At 67.0% G+C, this 15292-nt stretch carries 14 protein-coding genes and 1 riboswitch; of the genes, 4 read left to right on the forward strand and 10 right to left on the reverse strand.

Translation table 11 applies throughout. The features are described 5' to 3' along the window. Positions 1 to 30: 30 nt before the first annotated feature. The 9 genes from ABIC50_RS09620 to ABIC50_RS09660 all read right to left on the reverse strand — a co-directional run bounded on the left by ABIC50_RS09620 (position 31) and on the right by ABIC50_RS09660 (position 10156). Complete coding sequence (locus tag ABIC50_RS09620) at positions 31 to 1881, reverse strand: S10 family serine carboxypeptidase-like protein (protein WP_354163404.1); 1851 nt, start codon at positions 1879 to 1881, stop codon at positions 31 to 33. 791 nt (positions 1882 to 2672) lie between these two features. Then, the gene (locus ABIC50_RS09625; RefSeq protein ID WP_354163406.1) at positions 2673 to 4487 is read right to left on the reverse strand and encodes an ExeM/NucH family extracellular endonuclease; all 1815 of its coding nucleotides are present in this window, start codon (positions 4485 to 4487) and stop codon (positions 2673 to 2675) included. A 197-nt stretch (positions 4488 to 4684) separates the two neighbouring features. Next, positions 4685 to 5626 carry a CopD family protein gene (locus tag ABIC50_RS09630; protein ID WP_354163408.1) on the reverse strand — a complete coding sequence of 314 codons (942 nt, stop codon included), beginning with the start codon at positions 5624 to 5626 and terminating at the stop codon, positions 4685 to 4687. Next, positions 5623 to 6018: a copper homeostasis periplasmic binding protein CopC gene (gene copC, locus ABIC50_RS09635; RefSeq protein ID WP_354163410.1), complete on the reverse strand. Its 396-nt coding sequence runs from the start codon at positions 6016 to 6018 to the stop codon at positions 5623 to 5625. Before copC ends, ABIC50_RS09630 begins: the two co-directional genes overlap by 4 nt. Before the next feature lie 14 nt (positions 6019 to 6032). After that, positions 6033 to 6380, reverse strand: coding sequence for a copper-binding protein (locus ABIC50_RS09640; RefSeq protein WP_354163665.1), 348 nt, complete (start codon positions 6378 to 6380; stop codon positions 6033 to 6035). 82 nt (positions 6381 to 6462) lie between these two features. Further along, entirely contained in the window at positions 6463 to 7758 is a 1296-nt protein-coding gene (locus ABIC50_RS09645) for a multicopper oxidase family protein (protein ID WP_354163412.1), read from the reverse strand. Position 7759: 1 nt separating this feature from the next. Beyond that, complete coding sequence (locus ABIC50_RS09650; protein WP_354163413.1) at positions 7760 to 9382, reverse strand: TolC family protein; 1623 nt, start codon at positions 9380 to 9382, stop codon at positions 7760 to 7762. After that, the gene (locus tag ABIC50_RS09655) at positions 9379 to 9675 is read right to left on the reverse strand and encodes a hypothetical protein (RefSeq protein WP_212115672.1); all 297 of its coding nucleotides are present in this window, start codon (positions 9673 to 9675) and stop codon (positions 9379 to 9381) included. The genes ABIC50_RS09650 and ABIC50_RS09655 overlap by 4 nt, the downstream gene beginning before the upstream one ends. A gap of 94 nt (positions 9676 to 9769) precedes the next feature. Continuing rightward, positions 9770 to 10156, reverse strand: a complete 387-nt coding sequence (locus ABIC50_RS09660) for a hypothetical protein (RefSeq protein WP_354163415.1) — start codon at positions 10154 to 10156, stop codon at positions 9770 to 9772. 278 nt (positions 10157 to 10434) lie between these two features. Here ABIC50_RS09660 and ABIC50_RS09665 point away from each other — a divergent pair, with 278 nt between their 5' ends. The 3 genes from ABIC50_RS09665 (at position 10435) to ABIC50_RS09675 (ending at position 13919) form a co-directional block, all read left to right on the forward strand. Then, positions 10435 to 11106, forward strand: a complete 672-nt coding sequence (locus ABIC50_RS09665) for a heavy metal response regulator transcription factor (protein WP_012365252.1) — start codon at positions 10435 to 10437, stop codon at positions 11104 to 11106. Continuing rightward, the gene (locus ABIC50_RS09670; protein WP_354163416.1) at positions 11103 to 12515 is read left to right on the forward strand and encodes a heavy metal sensor histidine kinase; all 1413 of its coding nucleotides are present in this window, start codon (positions 11103 to 11105) and stop codon (positions 12513 to 12515) included. The genes ABIC50_RS09665 and ABIC50_RS09670 overlap by 4 nt, the downstream gene beginning before the upstream one ends. A 134-nt stretch (positions 12516 to 12649) precedes the next feature. Further along, a riboswitch (yybP-ykoY riboswitch) is annotated at positions 12650 to 12826 on the forward strand. An 82-nt stretch (positions 12827 to 12908) separates the two neighbouring features. Further along, a complete protein-coding gene (locus tag ABIC50_RS09675) occupies positions 12909 to 13919 on the forward strand; it encodes a sodium:calcium antiporter (RefSeq protein WP_354163417.1) in 1011 nt (336 codons plus the stop codon). A gap of 236 nt (positions 13920 to 14155) precedes the next feature. Here the strand turns inward: ABIC50_RS09675 and gstA are convergent, their stop codons facing one another. Then, the gene (gstA, locus tag ABIC50_RS09680; protein ID WP_354163419.1) at positions 14156 to 14791 is read right to left on the reverse strand and encodes a glutathione transferase GstA; all 636 of its coding nucleotides are present in this window, start codon (positions 14789 to 14791) and stop codon (positions 14156 to 14158) included. A 140-nt stretch (positions 14792 to 14931) separates the two neighbouring features. Here gstA and ABIC50_RS09685 point away from each other — a divergent pair, with 140 nt between their 5' ends. Then, positions 14932 to 15288, forward strand: coding sequence for a winged helix-turn-helix transcriptional regulator (locus tag ABIC50_RS09685; RefSeq protein WP_175656866.1), 357 nt, complete (start codon positions 14932 to 14934; stop codon positions 15286 to 15288). Positions 15289 to 15292: the final 4 nt, after the last annotated feature.

Here is a 15292-nt window from a genome sequence, read left to right on the forward strand (position 1 = left end):
GAGGGTTCCTTTTCGCAAGGAGTCCGTTGTTTACGGTGCCGCCGCCAGCGAAGTCGAGGCCGTCGCGCCCGGTGTGCTGCCGGTCGGCGTGCCGGCCGGATTCTCGTCCGGCCACGGCGGCGGCAGGGTCTTCAGCGTCAGCGCCGTCGGAATCCGCGCGCCCTTGTAGAACGTCGCCAGGTCGCGCTTCATCTGCGGACGTGCCACGTCATCCAGATACGTCATGTGTCCGCCCTGGAAGAAGTTCACCTGCAGCTTCGGATTCAGGCCCTTCACCGTCTGCAGACGGGCGAGCTGCTTCTCCGTGTTGAAGAACGGCGTGGCCAGATCGTGAAGGCCGTTCTCCGCGAGCACGTGGAGCTTCGGATTGAGCTGCAGCGCACCGAGCAGATCGGGGATCGTGTCGGGCATCGGCTGGCCGTCATGCGAGAAGTCCCACACCTGGATGATGTTGTCGTTCAACGGCAGGTAGGTCGCGTTCGGCGCGGTGTAGCCGAGGTAGTCGGGCATCTGCGTCGCGAGCGCGTTCGTGAACGGCTGCGAGATCAGGATGTCCGACGGGTCGCCGTCCGCCTGCAGCCGCGGATCGCTGTTCGGCAACGACACGCGTCCGTCGTAGCGGCCGATCGTCGTGCCGGGCACCAGGTTCGTGCCGAACGGGTTCGCGTTGAAGTAGTCGCGCAGCGCCTGTTGCGTGAGACTCGACGGGATCGACCACAGCTTCAGCGTCGCATCGCTCGGGAACACAGGCGTGCCGAGCGCATCCGGAATGCCGAGCTGACTCAGCACCCACGACTGCGAGTACTTCTGCAGCTGGTTGTAGATCAGCGTGGTGAACAGTTCGGTCTGCAGTGCATACAGGAATGGGTTGACCGGCGCCGGCGACACCTGGTTGAAATACGCCGCGACCGCCGCATAGCCGGGCAGATAGCCGGCCACGGTATCGGTGTCGAGTAGCAGCCCTTCGGTCGACTGCGTGATCGCCACCGCCTCCACCGCATCCGCGAAGTAGTTCAGGATCGCCGATTGCAGCACGATACCCGTCAAGTGCACGCCGGCCGATTCGAGCGCCAGCGCGAGCATGTCGGTGCGCGGCGTGCCGTACGATTCGCCGTACAGGTAGATCGGCGACGTGCCGCGGCCGTTCACGTTCAGGTAGCGCTGGATGAAGTCGCGCATGACGTTGACGTCCGCGTCGGAACCCCAGTACTTCTGGTTGGTGTTCGGCAACACGGCTTCCGACAGCCCGGTTCCCGGCGGGTCGATGAACACGAGGTCGGTGGTGTCGATCAGGCTTTCCGCGTTGTCGACGAGCGGATAGTTCGGCCAGTTGTTGCCGAACAGCGGATCGGGTGTCGCGACGCGCGTCGGCGCGAACGAGCCGAGCCGCAGCCAGATCGACGACGAGCCGGGGCCGCCGTTATAGACGAACGTGACGGGACGCGGCTTGCCGTTCGTGCTCGGCGCGGTGTACGCGACATACGACATCGACGCCTCCGCGTTGCCGTTCGCGTCCTGCGCGGTCAGGTGGCCGGTGGTCGTCGTGTAGTTGACCGTCGTGCCGCCGGATTTCCACTGGTAATGCATCACCGCGGCCTTCTCCGACACCTGCCCGGGCGCGAGGCCGTCGGTCGCGTTCATCGAATAGGCAACGGGGTCGACGTAAGGCTGGTTCGCCGCGGGCGTCTGATTGCCCGCGGCCTGCTGCGCGCCGGCCTGCTGGCTGGCGACGGCCTGCGCGAGGCTCGACGCGCCGACCGACGACGAATCGTCGCCGCCGCAGCCCGCGAGCACCATGGTCAAGACGGTCAATGCGCCTAGCCCGGCCAGCCGGCCGCGGCGTTCGCGGCGGCTGCCGGTACTGCTCCTGTCTGGTTGCATGCCTCTGTCCTTGTGTTGGGTCGAATATCGCTTCACACACAGGCCGCCATCGCCGGCGAAAAACGCGCAGGCATACCCGCCACTCGCGTTGCACGATCGGCAGACGGCGGTTGGGGATGGGACTTCTTCGAGAGACTGAACTTGATACAGACACAGCAAACTGCTGGCGGAGAATGATGCGGGAACGCCGCCCCCTTGCAGTTTTGACGACTTTTGTATTACCTAAATTTACGACACCACAAAAATAGGCGGTGTTGCGGCGCGTTGTCAAAGATCATTCGGATATTAAAAAATCTCCGATGATGCGAACGGAGATCAGTGTCTGGATTTTGAAAGAAAATGCGATTGGTCGCAGCTGGCACGCCCTGCGCGTGGTATTCCCCGGAATGCCGCGGCTTTGTTGCACGTTGCATAACCCCCTTTTCGGGCATTAGCCACGTGCGTGGGATTTCCTTCAAATCGACAGGGTTAATTACCCGAAGCCGATTGACTTGAATTGCTGAATAACAGCCGCCTCTATCCACGAAATACCGATTTTCAGGATAGGCGACGGAACTATTTACCCGATATCGGAATAACGTCGCTGGGCTGCGTAAGACGCGGGTTATTCACAAGGAAGAAGCAATCATTCGCGCCGCACATTGCGGATTGCGAATTGCATTGCGGCAATCGCGCATCGGGCACGTGATGCGTGGAGAATGGAGAGGCCGCGCGAGCGAGCGGCGACGCCCCCGCTCACGCGACGACGTGCGGCACCGCCGCACGCCATCATTCAAACGCTCGAACGATGATCAGCGCCCGGCGCCCGGCAGCGCGATATCGATCAGCACCGGATCGTGATCCGACGAGCGATACGCATCCGGCGCGTAGTACGTCTTCTGCTGCTCGGCCGACTTGTACGCGAGCGTGTACTGCAGCGCGAGCGGCTCATCCGCGTTGATGTGCCATTCGTGCACGGCCTTCACGTGCGACGCGAGCGGCAGCGACGCGAGCGCGTGATCGAGGTAGCCGGCTTCGCCGTTGTACACGTAGCTGTATGCGTTGGCGCCGATCCAGCGCGACACGAGGTTGCGGTAGCCGCGCGATTCGAGCAGGCGGATCGGGTCTTCATACGTGTAGCTGTTGAAGTCGCCGATCAGCAGCGTGCCCTGCCCCGCGACGCCCGTCGGCGTGCCGGCGAGCCAGTCGGCCAGCTTCGCCGCCGCGCGCGTGCGCGTCGGGTTCCAGCAGCCCTGGCCGTCGCCCTGGTCGAGGTCGTCGTTCGCCGCGTCCGGGCAGTTCTTCGACTTCAGGTGGTTGACCGCGATCGTCAGCGCCTGCTTGTTGCCGCCGACGCGTCGGAACGACTGCGCGAGCGGCTGGCGGTTCTTGTCGTCGATCGCGAGCGTCGACGCGCGGCCGACCGGTTCGACCACGCGGCTGTCGTAGATCATCGCGACCGTGATCGCATCGCCGCCGAGGCGCGACGTGCCCGGATCGACCACGCGCCAGTTGCTGCCGAGCTTCGCCGCGAGCTGGCGCACCGCGCTCAGTTCGCCGTAGCCGTTGTTCTGGATTTCCATCAGGCCGATGACGTCGGCGTCGAGCGCCTTCAGCGCGCTGACGATCTTCGCTTCCTGACGCTGGAATTCCTGATAGTTCTTCGCGCCGCGGTTATTCGGATCGTCGAAGCCGCCGCCCATGCCGTTGCCGTTGAAGTAGTTGAGGACGTTGAACGATGCGACGCGCAGGTTCGATTTCGGATCACGTGCCGGTGCGTTGGCGCGCGGGTTCGCGCGCATGTCGAACGTCGGCGCGGCCGCGCCGGGCAGCGGCTGCACGCGCCATGCGCCGTAGCGCACCTCGAGCACGCCTTCGACGTTGCGCACGGTATAGCCCGAGCGCAGCGTGTTCGCGGCCGACAGTTCCGGCGCCGGATACGGCACGCTCGCCGGGTTCTGCTTGTTCGAGCCGTCGTCGAGAATCAGCCGGTTGCGTGCATTCGCATCGATCTGCGTCTGCGCCTGCGACGGCGGCACCACGCTCGTCGGCGTGCGCAGCCGGCCGTTGCTCAGCATCGTGCTGCCGTAGCGGCCGAGCTCGTAGTTGTCGGTGACGGTGAGCGTCTGCGGCAGACGCACCAGCATCCCTTCATACGCGGCGAACGCGTTCGGGCTGTCGACGGGCAGCGTGAGCGTCGCCGGCGTGACCGTCTGGCCGTTCGCGCACACCGCGATCGCGCCCGACAGCGTGAGCTGCGTCTGCCCGTATTTCTCCTCGACCTTGCCCGTCACGTGCACGAGATCGCCGGCCTTCGCGCGCACTTTTGGCGCATAGACGAACAGCCCTTCGGACACGCCCGGCTGGTTGCGGCGCTGCGGGTCGGCCTGCTGGACGAAGAAGCCGCCGAAGCCGTCCGTGCCGCCGAAATCGGCCGTGACGACCGCTTCGATCGACGCGTTCTGGCCGGCGAGCGGCGACGGCGCGCCCGGCCCCTGGATGTCGGCGATCGGCGTCGTGCTGCCGCCGCAGTTGGGGCTGACGGGGGCGGCGGTCGCCGCGAGGACCGGCGTGACAAGCGTGGGCAGCAGCAATAGCGGGGCAAACAGGCGGATTGTCGAGCGCATGGCGGGGAATCCCGGTTGTGAGGGTGGCGAAAGCTTAGCGGCGCTCGGTGACAGTTTTTAGTAACCAGAAGATAGGCTAACGTAATCCCCTGTATCACTGCGCGATTGCGCTCGGCAAGCGGGAAATCGTCCGACAAACGCCGGCCCCGTTCCGACGATTTCTCGCTACCGGCGTTACCACTCACCCCGCCGCGACGCTAGACCGTCCCCGGCAACGCGCTCGACACAAGCACGGCCGCCACCATCAGCACGCCGGCGAGCACGACCGCCTCGATCCGCAGCACCGCGCCGAACCCGCGCAACGCCATGACCGGCATCGCGGCTTGCGGATCCTTCAGCGCGGCCAGCAGCTTCGGCATCCCGAAGAACCGGTTGTGCCCGCCTAGCGCCGCCGCGATCAGCACGAGCGTGAGCTTGAGCAGCAAGATCTGCCCGTACGTCGATGCGAGCAGGTTGGCCGGCGTATCGACGCCGCGCCAGCCGTTGTAGGCACCGGTCACGAACAGCACGGCCAGTGCAAGCGTCGACGCATCGGAGAGCGACTGCACGAACGACGCGCCGATCGTCCGCTCGCTCGCGGGCATCCCGGTGAATTGCGGCATCACGCCGAACGCCGTCACGAGCACGAGCCCGACCCACGCGCTGATCGCCAGCAGATGCAGCCAGTCGACCCACACCGGCACGCTGAACAGCCCCGCGTCGACCGGATGGCCGCCGTTGCTGCGCGCCAGCGCGACGCATGCGAGCGCGGCCCAGATCGCGAACGGAAAGCGCGTATCGGTCGGGCGCCGCACGAACGACAGGATCACGACCGCCAGCATGAACACGGCACCGGCCAGCCACGCATGACCGAACCCCGTGCCGGCGAGCATCGCGCGCACGGCCGGCGCCGCTTCGAGCAGCGGCACTTCGCTCATCAACGCGCAGTGCGCCCAGAACGCCGTGATGCTCGCGAGCAGCGACACGACGGACGCACCGCGCAGCGTCGCGAGGAGCCGCCGCGCGATGCCGTGCTGCCACGCCGACTCGCCCCGCGCGAGCCAGTGGCTGCCGAGCAGCGTGCCGATAACGACGGCAAACCCGGCGTTCTGGATCGCCACGGCCACCAGCCGCAGCATGCCGACGAAGCCTTCGTTCACCCTTTCACCTTGAACGTATAGGTGCCTTTGGTGCGATGCGCGTCGGCCGTCATCGCCACCCATTGCACCGTGTACGCACCGGGCGCGAGCTTCGGCATCGCGACGGTCATCACGCGCGGCGTCGCCGGATCGACCTTCGCGCTGTCGTGCGCGACGGGCTTGCCGTTCGCGTCCGACACCTTCACCGAACTGAAGGTGGGCTCGAGGTCTTCGTTGAACGCGAGCCGCAACGTGTCGGGCGCGGTGTCGACCGTGCTGCCGGTCGCGGGCGTCGCGCTCTCCAGCTTGCCGTGCGCCCAGGCCGCAACCGGCGCGGCGGCGATCAGCGCGCCGGCCGCGACGAAGCGGACGCCGCGGACGAACCGCATGAGCATCGTGATCTTGATGTGCATGTTCCGCCCCGGCATCACGGCTTGCGCAGTTCGACGACGGTCAATGCGCCGTCCACGTCCTCGGCGACGAAATCGATCTTGTCGCCGGCCTTGACCTGCGTGAGCATCGCCGGGTCCTTGACCTTGAATACCATCGTCATCGCGTCCATCCCGAGGTTCTCGAGCGGGCCGTGCTTGATCGTCAGCTTGCCCGCGGCCGTGTCGACCTTGCGGATCTCGCCGTGCGACATCTCGCGCGTCGCGCTGGCGCCCTGCTTCGCGTTGCCGCCCATGTCCATGCCGGCCATGTCGCCGGCCGCGTACGACGCCGTGGAAAACATCAGCACGCAACCCGTTGCAATCGAAACCAGTCCCTTCTTCATCATTGCCTGCTCCATCCAGAGTGAGTGAAATGAAACCGGCGGCCGCACCGTGCGGCCACCGCTTGCCGCTGTTGGCCGCCGCTCAGCCCTCCGGCAATTCGCCGGTGTATTCGTAGGCGACGGTGCCCTTCGGATGCCGGAACCAGCCCGGATCGCGATAGTCGTTGCGGCCGAGCCCCTGCCGGACCTTCAGCACCGTGAACATGCCGCCCATCTCCAGCGGCCCGAACGGGCCGGTGCCCGTCATCATCGGCAGCGTGTTGTCGGGCAGCGGCATCTCCATGCCGCCCATCGCGCCGCCGGTGCTGCCCATCGCCATGTAGTCGGGCACGAGCTTGCCGATGCGCTGCGCGAGATCCTTCTGCGGCACGCCGATCAGGTTCGGCACCTGGTGGCCCATCGCATTCATCGTGTGATGCGACTTGTGGCAATGGAACGCCCAGTCGCCGGGGCGATCGGCGGTGAACTCGATCGCGCGCATCTGGCCGACCGCGACGTCGGCCGTCACCTCCGGCCAGCGCGCCGCCGGCGGAATCCAGCCGCCGTCGGTGCCGGCGACCTCGAAGCTGTAGCCGTGCAGGTGGATCGGATGGTTCGTCATCGTCAGGTTGCCGAAACGAATCCGCACGCGGTCTCCCGCCCGCACCGGCAGCGGGTCGATGCCCGGGAACACGCGCGAATTGAACGTCCACATGTTGAAGTCCGTCATCTCGTTCACGCGCGGCGTGTAGCTGCCCGGGTCGATGTCGTACGCGGAGAGCAGGAACACGAAGTCGCGATCGACCGGCATCGTCGCGCGGTCCTTCGGGTGCACGATGAACATGCCCATCATCCCCATCGCCATCTGCACCATCTCGTCGGCGTGCGGGTGATACATGAACGTGCCGTGCGCCTCCAGCTGGAACTCGTAGACGAAGGTCTTGCCCGGCGGGATATGCGGCTGCGTGAGGCCGCCGACGCCGTCCATTCCGTTGGGCAGCCGCAGCCCGTGCCAGTGGATCGTCGTGTGCTCGGGCAGGCGGTTGGTCACGAAGATGCGGACCTTGTCGCCCTCGACGGCCTCGATCGTCGGGCCCGGCGACTGGCCGTTGTAGCCCCACAGGTTCGCGTTCATCCCGGGCGCCATCTCGCGCACGACCGGCTCGGCCGTCAGGTGGAACTCCTTCCAGCCGTTCTTCATCCGCCACGGCAGCGTCCAGCCGTTCAGCGTCGCGACGGGCGTGTACGGACGGCCGTTGGGCGGCACGAGCGGCGGCTGCGTGCCGGCCTTCGCCATCGTGGGCGCTTCGGGCAGCGACGCGGCGCCGGCCTTGCTGACCATCGCCGCACCGAGCAGCGCGGCGCCCGAGCCGCTGAGAAATTGTCGACGGGACACCATGTCAATGACCTTCCGGATGCGTTGCGGGCGCCGGTTGCGCCACGGGAGAGGAAGCCGGCTGCGATGCAGCATCGGGCGTGGAGGCGGCGGGCGCGGATGCGCGCGGTGCCGGTTGCGGGGTCGGCTGCGGGGTCGGCTGCGAAGGCGGCTGCGAAGGCGGCTGCGGGGTCGGCTGCGAAGGCGGCTGCGAAGGCGGCTGCGAAGTCGACTGCGAAGTCGACTGCGAGGTCGACTGCGGGGTCGACTGCGGGGTCGACTGCGAAGTAGGCAGCCGGCCACCAACGGCCATCTGCAGATCGGTTTCGGCGAGCCAGTAGTCCTTCAGCGCATCGATGTAGCCGTTGACCGCGCCGACCTGTTCGCGCGCATCGGTGAGCAGCTCGAACACGCTCGCGAGCATCCCGTTGTAGCGCAGCAGCAACTCGTCCGAGATCGTCTTGCGCAGCGGCACGACTTCGTCGCGATAGTGCGTCGCGACGTCGTAGCTTGTCGTGTACGCAGCGTACGATTGGCGCACTTCCGAGCGTGCGTCGATCGCGGTCTGCGCGAGCCGGTTCGCCGACTGCATGTAGACGGCCTCGGCCCGCGCGACCTTCGCGCCGCCCCAGTCGAACAGCGGAATCTCGACGCTGATCTCGTAGCCGTGCTCGTGCCCCTTGTCGGTCTCGTAGTTGTTCACGTAGCCGAGATCGACTGCGTTGACGAAGCGCGTCGCCTTGCTGAGTCCGAGCGACGACGCGACGCCCTGCGTCTGCAGCTTCGCGGCCTGGATGTCGAGACGGTTGCTCATCGCGTAGCGTTCGAGATCGGGCAGGTCCGGGCGCGCCTTCGGCAGATCGGGCAGACGCTCGGGCAGCGCGTAGCGGGTGCGCTCGCCCCACAGCCCCATCGCCCGCGTGAGCTTCTCACGCGCGGCCACGGCCTGCTGCTGCGCCTTCGCCTGCTGGGCGACCGCGTCCGCGTGGAACGCTTGTTCGCGTGCGTAGTCGAGCCGGCTGAAGTTGCCGGCCTGACGCATGCGCAGCGCGAGTTCGGCGGCGGCGCTCGCGGCGTCGCGCACCTGCCGCGCATAGATCGCGGCCTGTTCGGCGGCGACGGCCTCGACATACGCGCGGCGCGCGTCGGCTGCCACCTTCAGCATCGCATCGGCCGTCTCGAGCTTGGTCTGCTCGAAGCGGCGGCGTTCGATGTTCGTCGCGAGCGGCAGCGTCAGCAGCGCGAATACGTTGGCCGAGAACGTGCGGCCGAGGCTCAGCTCGCCGTCGCCGGCCCGCGTGCGGCTGAATGAGAAGCGCGGATTCGGCAGCCGGCCGGCCTGCACGAGATCGGCCTCCGACAGCCCGAGCGCCGCGTACGACGCTTGCAGGCCGCGGTTGTTCAGCAGCGCGAGTTGCACCGCGTCGTCCATCGACAGCGGTTTCGCGAGCAGTTCCTTCGTGCGCGCGTCGACGGCGTCGCGGTCGGCGTCGGTCCGAACGATCACGGCGTCTTTCCCGATCCGCTCCGATGCGGCGGACGACACGGCGTCGAAGCCGCCGTCCTTCGAGAACGTCGTACAGCCGGCGAGAAAGGCCAGCACGAGCGCGGTCGCGCCGATTCGCGGTGACATCGCAAGTCTCGTCATTGCGCGGCCTCTCCGTGCATTGAATGGGCCGGGCCGCCCGCCGCGCTTCCAGGCTTCGCGCTTCCCGCCTTCGCGTGCCCCTTCGCGGGCCGCTCCATCACGTCGCGGTTCAATTGTTTCCAGCCGGGGCCTGCATCGTCCCGATACCGCGCGTAGCCGTCGAACGCGGACGGCACGGCGACGTCCGACACGGGCGCAGCGGCATCGGCCGGATCGGGACGCGGAGTTTGCGCAGGCGCGAGCGACGGCACGAGGGCCGCCGCGCCAAGCAGCGCCGCAATGATCAATCGCATGGGTGTTTCTCGTCGTGAGTCGTGCGACGGTCGTCGAATGGCCGCCGGCACGGTTTGCGGATCGCGGCCGGTCGGCCGCGGAAGAGGGCAAGGACTAGACGGGAAGCCGGCGCGGCGGCCGCTCGATGCCGCCGGTCAGGAACGACACGACGACCGGCGACGGCGCGAAAGCGACGAACGCGATACCGATACCCGACGCCACGGACGCCGCGGGAGGATCGGCCATGCCGGTGCCGAAGCAGCAGGCTCCGCACGACGAACACGACGATGCATGCCGTGCGTGGCCTTCATGCGCATGCTCGCCCCCCTGCGCGCTCGACATCGCAAGCGACGCGGCCGGGTGATCGGCGCTCATCCGATCCTCCGCGTGCGGCACGGCAGCAACAGCGCCTGCGCACTGCATCGACACGGTCGCGAACGACTGGATCGGCAGGCTCAGTGCCAGCAGCACGACGAGGATGAATTTGCGCCAGTACGACATGGATGCGGAATCAGGCAGGCTACGACCGGATGAACGGGAGCGACACCGCGACGGCGCGCTCCGGACACAAGACCACCGCAGCTTATCGCCGCCGTCGTGACGACGACATGGCCGAAACATGACCGGTTTTTCATGAAACGCGGGCGTCGCACGGCGAGCGCGCTTCATGACAATTCCGTCATCCGCCGGTCATCTTTCGCGCACGCGCGGCGCCCTAAGCTCACGCGTTACACTGACCGGCTGAAATCACGGATGAATCACGAACGGCCTGCTCCACCATGCGGATACTGATAGTCGAAGACGAACCCAAGATGGCGTCCTACCTGCGCAAGGGGCTGGCGGAGGCGAGCTATACGGTCGACGTGGCCGAGAACGGCAAGGACGGGCTGTTCCTCGCGCTGCACGAGGATTTCGATCTCGTCGTGCTCGACGTGATGCTGCCCGAGCTGGACGGCTTCGAGGTGCTCCGGCGGCTGCGCGCGCAGAAGCAGACGCCGGTCCTGCTGCTGACGGCGCGCGACGCGATCGAGGACAAGGTCACGGGGCTCGAGCTGGGCGCCGACGACTACCTGCTCAAGCCGTTCGCGTATGCGGAGTTCCTCGCGCGCATCCGTTCACTGTTGCGGCGCGCGCCGCGCAATGCGCGCGACTTCCTGCAGGTCGCCGATCTCGAGGTCGACCTGATCAAGCGCCGGGTACGGCGCGCGGACAATCGCATTGACCTGACCGCGCAGGAATTCGCGCTGCTGCAGCTGCTCGCGGAACGCGAAGGCGAGGTGCTGACGCGCACCTTCATCACGTCGCAGATCTGGGACATGAATTTCGACAGCGACACGAACGTCGTCGATGCGGCGATCAAGCGCCTGCGCGCGAAGATCGACAACGCCTACGAGAAGAAGCTGATCCACACGATCCGCGGCATGGGCTACGTGCTCGAGGATCGCTCGTGACCGGCGGCTCCGCGCCGTATTCGCTGCTCCGGCGCCTGACGCTCGCGTTCGCCGCCGTCGCCGCGCTCGTGTTCGCGCTGACCGGCGCATACCTGTATCGCTCGCTGTCCGCCGAGCTGACCCGGCGCGACGACATCGAGATCGCCGGCAAGCTGAACCAGTTCCTGCAGCTCGCGCGCTCGAGCGGGTCGACGGCGGCATTGCGCGCCGATCCAGCCGTCTTCCATGAAGTGCTGCTGTCGCATCCGGGCGTCTATCTCGGCATCTACGACGCCGCGAACCGTCCGCTCGTCGAACACACCGACGAAGCCGGCAACACGCTCGCGTCGGTGATCGCGCGGCCGCGGCCGGACGCAGCGGCCATGGCAGCGAGCCCGTTCACCTGCGCGCCGCCCGGCATCGGCACGTCGCGCTGCGTGCGTGCGCGCGCGACGCTGCCGTCGGGCGAAACCATCCAGGTCGCGCTCGCGCGCACGGCGGCCGATCGCCAGTCGCTGCTGGAAAGCTATCGCGTCGACATCTGGCTCGCGGCCGCCCTCGGCGCGCTGCTGGTCGGCGCACTCGGCTACGCGGTCGCGTCGCGCGGCCTGCGCCCGGTCGAGAGCCTCGGCCGGCAGACCTCGCGCATCGAGGCACACAACCTGAACGCGCGTCTCGATGCACGCGGCGGCCCGGTCGAGTTGCACGAGCTGGCCACGTCGGTCAACCGGATGCTCGACCGGCTCGAGCGTGCGTTCGTGCGGCTGTCGCAGTTCTCGTCCGATCTCGCGCACGACATGCGCACGCCGCTCGCGAACGTGATCAGCTCGTCGCAGGTCACGCTGTCGCGCGCCCGCACCACCGAGGAATACGAAGCGCTGATCGATTCGAACATCGAGGAATGCGAACGGTTGCAGCGAATGATCGAGAACATGCTGTTTCTCGCGCGCACCGACAATGCGCGGCAGCACCTGAAGATCGTCGAACTCGATGCGGGCGCCGAGCTGCGCCGGCTCGCGTCGTATTTCCAGGCGCTGGCCGACGAGGCCGGCGTGCATCTCGCCGTGCAGGGCGAAGCGCCGGTCGTCGCGGACGCGACGCTGTTCCGGCGCGCCGTCAGCAATCTCGCGTCGAATGCGCTCGAACACGCGCAAGCCGGGTCGACGATCGAGCTGACCGTATCGACGCGGCCCGCCTACGCGGTCGTCGAAGTCACGAACCGGGGCGTCGAGATTCCGCCCGAGCAGATCGAGCGGATCTTCGAGCGCTTCTACCGGATCGATTCGTCGCGGCACGGCGCTGCGCGCAACGCGGGGCTCGGGCTTGCGATCGTCAAATCGATCATCGAGCTGCACCGCGGCAAGGTCGAGGTCGAGAGCCGCGACGGTCGCACGACGTTCGCGCTGTATTTCCCGGCCCGCGCTGCGTGACACGCGCGTGACGCCCGCGCACGCCGATTGCTTCCCCGCTACGGCATGCGCATCCGCCGTCGCTCGACCCGCCTTTCCGAATGAAAGGGTGTGACCGCACAAGCTTGCCGAAAGCAGCCGGCTCGGCTAGACTGCCCTTCGTCTTTGGGGAGTAGCCTGCTTTCCATCCCCCGGAAAGCGAACACGTCAACATACTCGGCCTGCGGCCGTGGCGCGTTCGGCCGAATCGGTCTGGCGAGACCATCGACGCATCGCGCCGTTCCTGGTCGGACGTCGGCAGATGCGTCATGGTTCGTCCACGTCCGACCACGGAGTCCCCATGTTCCTCGTTGCCTGTCCTTCGCGTTTCATCCGTTCCATGATCGCCTGCATGCCTGCCTGCGGAGGTGCCGCATGACGTTGATGCTCGTCGAACTGGCGTTCATGCTGATCGTCATCCTGGTCGCCGCCGAGTTCTTCACGAACGCGCTCGAACATCTCGGTGAACGGCTGAAGATTTCCGAAGGCGTCACCGGTTCGCTGTTCGCGGCCGTCGGCACCGCGCTGCCCGAAACGATGGTGCCGCTGCTCGCGCTCGCGGGCGGCACGTCGAATGCAGCCGTGAACGAGGAAATCGGCGTCGGCGCGATTCTCGGCGCGCCGCTGATGCTCGCGACGCTGACGACCTTCCTGATGACGATCGCCGTGATCCGCTCGCGCGGCCTGACCGGCACGATCACGCCCGAGCGGACCGGCTTCGTGCGCGACCTGAACTACTTCATCGCCGCGTTCGCGCTCGCCACCATCGCGATGTTCGTCCCGCATCATGTGTGGGGCGTCCGCGCGCTGCTCGCCGCGATGCTGGTCGGCATCTACGTGCTGTATGTCGTGATGACGTTCCGCGCGTCGACGCAGCTCGTCGATGCCGGGCACGGCACCGAGGCGCCGCACGCGATGTTCCTGTCGCGCATCGGGCTGCCCACCAACCTCGCGACCATCGCGCTGCAGCTCGCGATCGGCGTCGCGCTGCTCGTCGGCGGTGCGAAGGGCTTCATTCACGGCGTCGAAGGCGTGTCGCACGTGCTCGGCATCTCCGCGCTGCTGCTGTCGCTGATCATCGTGCCGATCGCAACCGAGTTGCCCGAGAAGGTCAACAGCGTGCTGTGGATCCGCCGCAAGAAAGACACGCTCGCGTTCGGCAACATCACCGGCGCGATGGTGTTCCAGGGCACGCTGCTGCCCGCGATCGGCATCATGCTGACGCCGTGGGAGCCGCGGCCCGAAGTGCTGACCGGCGTGATCATCACGCTCGCGGCGGCGGCCTGGCTGCGCGTCAATGCCCGCGCGCACGGGCTCGCGATCTGGGCGTTGCTCGCGAACGGGGCTGGGTACGTCGGCTATCTGTTCGTGACGCTGACGCGCTGAAGCGCTGAAACGCGACATCGCGCACGGTCGGGCAACGTCGGGCGCATCCACGCGCCCGACCGCGGCTCACGAAGCCGAATCGTGAACCGCCGCCGTCGCTAATTGATGCGGGGTGGACGCCACAACCCGTTCGGGTCGCGAATCGGGACGGACTTCATGGCGGCGATTACAGCGCGGCGAATGGCGGCGGGGCCGGGCGATATGTACGGCTTCGTACGTCTCCCGGGCCGCCCGGCTCACTCGCTGGCCAGGCCGTCCGCGGCGAGCACCTGCTGTACGGCCGGCCGGGCCCGCACCCGCTCGTACCACGCGCGCACGTTCGCATGGCGGGTCAGGTCGATATCCGCGTTGTACACCGAGCGCATCCAATCGGCCTTGCCCCAGCCCGTCACCGCGAACAGGTACGCGTCGGCGATCGTGAATGTGTCGCCCGTCACGTACGCGATGCCGTCGAGCTGCCGGTCGATCCACGCGAAACGACCGTCGAGCTTCTGCCGCACCGGCTCGACATATTTCCCCGCCTGCACCGCATATAGCAGCGGAATGAAGCCCTTGTGGATTTCGGTGCCGACGAAGTTCAGCCACTCCATCAGCCGATAGCGTGCGAGCGTGCCGTACGCGGGCGCGAGCGCCGCTTCCGGACGTTGGTCGGCAAGATACTGCGCGATCACCGGCCCTTCGCGCAGCATCGTGCCGTCGTCGAGTTCGAGCAGCGGCACGTAGCCGAGCGCGTTGACGTCATGGAAGTCGCGGCCGTCGTCGATGCGATGCTTGCGCGCGTCGACCGTGACGATCTGCGCGTCGAGGCCCGCTTCGCGCAGCACGATGCGGATCGCCTGCGAACAGCTGCCGGGAGCGTGATAGAGCTTCATGCGCTTTCCTGGGTTGGTTGGTGGTTGAACTATCGATTCGTCGCGACGCGGGCGCTAATATCTCGCATTTGCGCGACGCGCGGAAGACGGCAGTCGTTTGTGCCGTAGTCACAAAAACGTTACCTATCAGGGCCAGCAGCATGAAAACGAGTGCGACAGGATGTTCGGTGGAAGAGGCGATGCGCATGCTCGGCGGCCGCTGGCGACTGCTGATCGTGTCGTATCTGCTCGACGGGCCCAGACGCTTCAGCGACTTGCGCCGCGACATGCCCGGTATCTCGCAACGGATGCTGACGCTCGATCTGCGCGCGCTCGAGGAAGCCGGCTTCGTACGGCGCACCGTGTATCCGGAAGTGCCGGTGCGCGTCGAGTACGATCTGACCGCGGACGGCGACCGGCTACGGCCCGTCGTCGAGGTCATGCGCGAATTCGGGTTGTGGCTGAAGGCGCGCGATGCGCACTGCGGCGTCGCGACGCAAGCGGCCCTGCACAATTGACTCA

Source organism: Burkholderia sp. 567 (assembly GCF_040545115.1).
Taxonomy (GTDB): Bacteria; Pseudomonadota; Gammaproteobacteria; order Burkholderiales; family Burkholderiaceae; genus Burkholderia; species Burkholderia ambifaria.

What these genes read in the sequence shown, in the direction of transcription:
- ABIC50_RS09665 (WP_012365252.1), top strand. Translation starts at nt 10,435, where the DNA reads ATGCGGATACTGATAGTCGAAGACGAACCCAAGATGGCGTCCTACCTG.
- ABIC50_RS09685 (WP_175656866.1), top strand. Translation starts at nt 14,932, where the DNA reads ATGAAAACGAGTGCGACAGGATGTTCGGTGGAAGAGGCGATGCGCATG.
- ABIC50_RS09640 (WP_354163665.1), bottom strand. Translation starts at nt 6,380, where the DNA reads ATGAAGAAGGGACTGGTTTCGATTGCAACGGGTTGCGTGCTGATGTTT.
- ABIC50_RS09660 (WP_354163415.1), bottom strand. Translation starts at nt 10,156, where the DNA reads ATGTCGTACTGGCGCAAATTCATCCTCGTCGTGCTGCTGGCACTGAGC.
- ABIC50_RS09675 (WP_354163417.1), top strand. Translation starts at nt 12,909, where the DNA reads ATGACGTTGATGCTCGTCGAACTGGCGTTCATGCTGATCGTCATCCTG.
- ABIC50_RS09625 (WP_354163406.1), bottom strand. Translation starts at nt 4,487, where the DNA reads ATGCGCTCGACAATCCGCCTGTTTGCCCCGCTATTGCTGCTGCCCACG.
- ABIC50_RS09650 (WP_354163413.1), bottom strand. Translation starts at nt 9,382, where the DNA reads ATGACGAGACTTGCGATGTCACCGCGAATCGGCGCGACCGCGCTCGTG.
- gstA (WP_354163419.1), bottom strand. Translation starts at nt 14,791, where the DNA reads ATGAAGCTCTATCACGCTCCCGGCAGCTGTTCGCAGGCGATCCGCATC.
- ABIC50_RS09620 (WP_354163404.1), bottom strand. Translation starts at nt 1,881, where the DNA reads ATGCAACCAGACAGGAGCAGTACCGGCAGCCGCCGCGAACGCCGCGGC.
- copC (WP_354163410.1), bottom strand. Translation starts at nt 6,018, where the DNA reads ATGCACATCAAGATCACGATGCTCATGCGGTTCGTCCGCGGCGTCCGC.
- ABIC50_RS09645 (WP_354163412.1), bottom strand. Translation starts at nt 7,758, where the DNA reads ATGGTGTCCCGTCGACAATTTCTCAGCGGCTCGGGCGCCGCGCTGCTC.
- ABIC50_RS09655 (WP_212115672.1), bottom strand. Translation starts at nt 9,675, where the DNA reads ATGCGATTGATCATTGCGGCGCTGCTTGGCGCGGCGGCCCTCGTGCCG.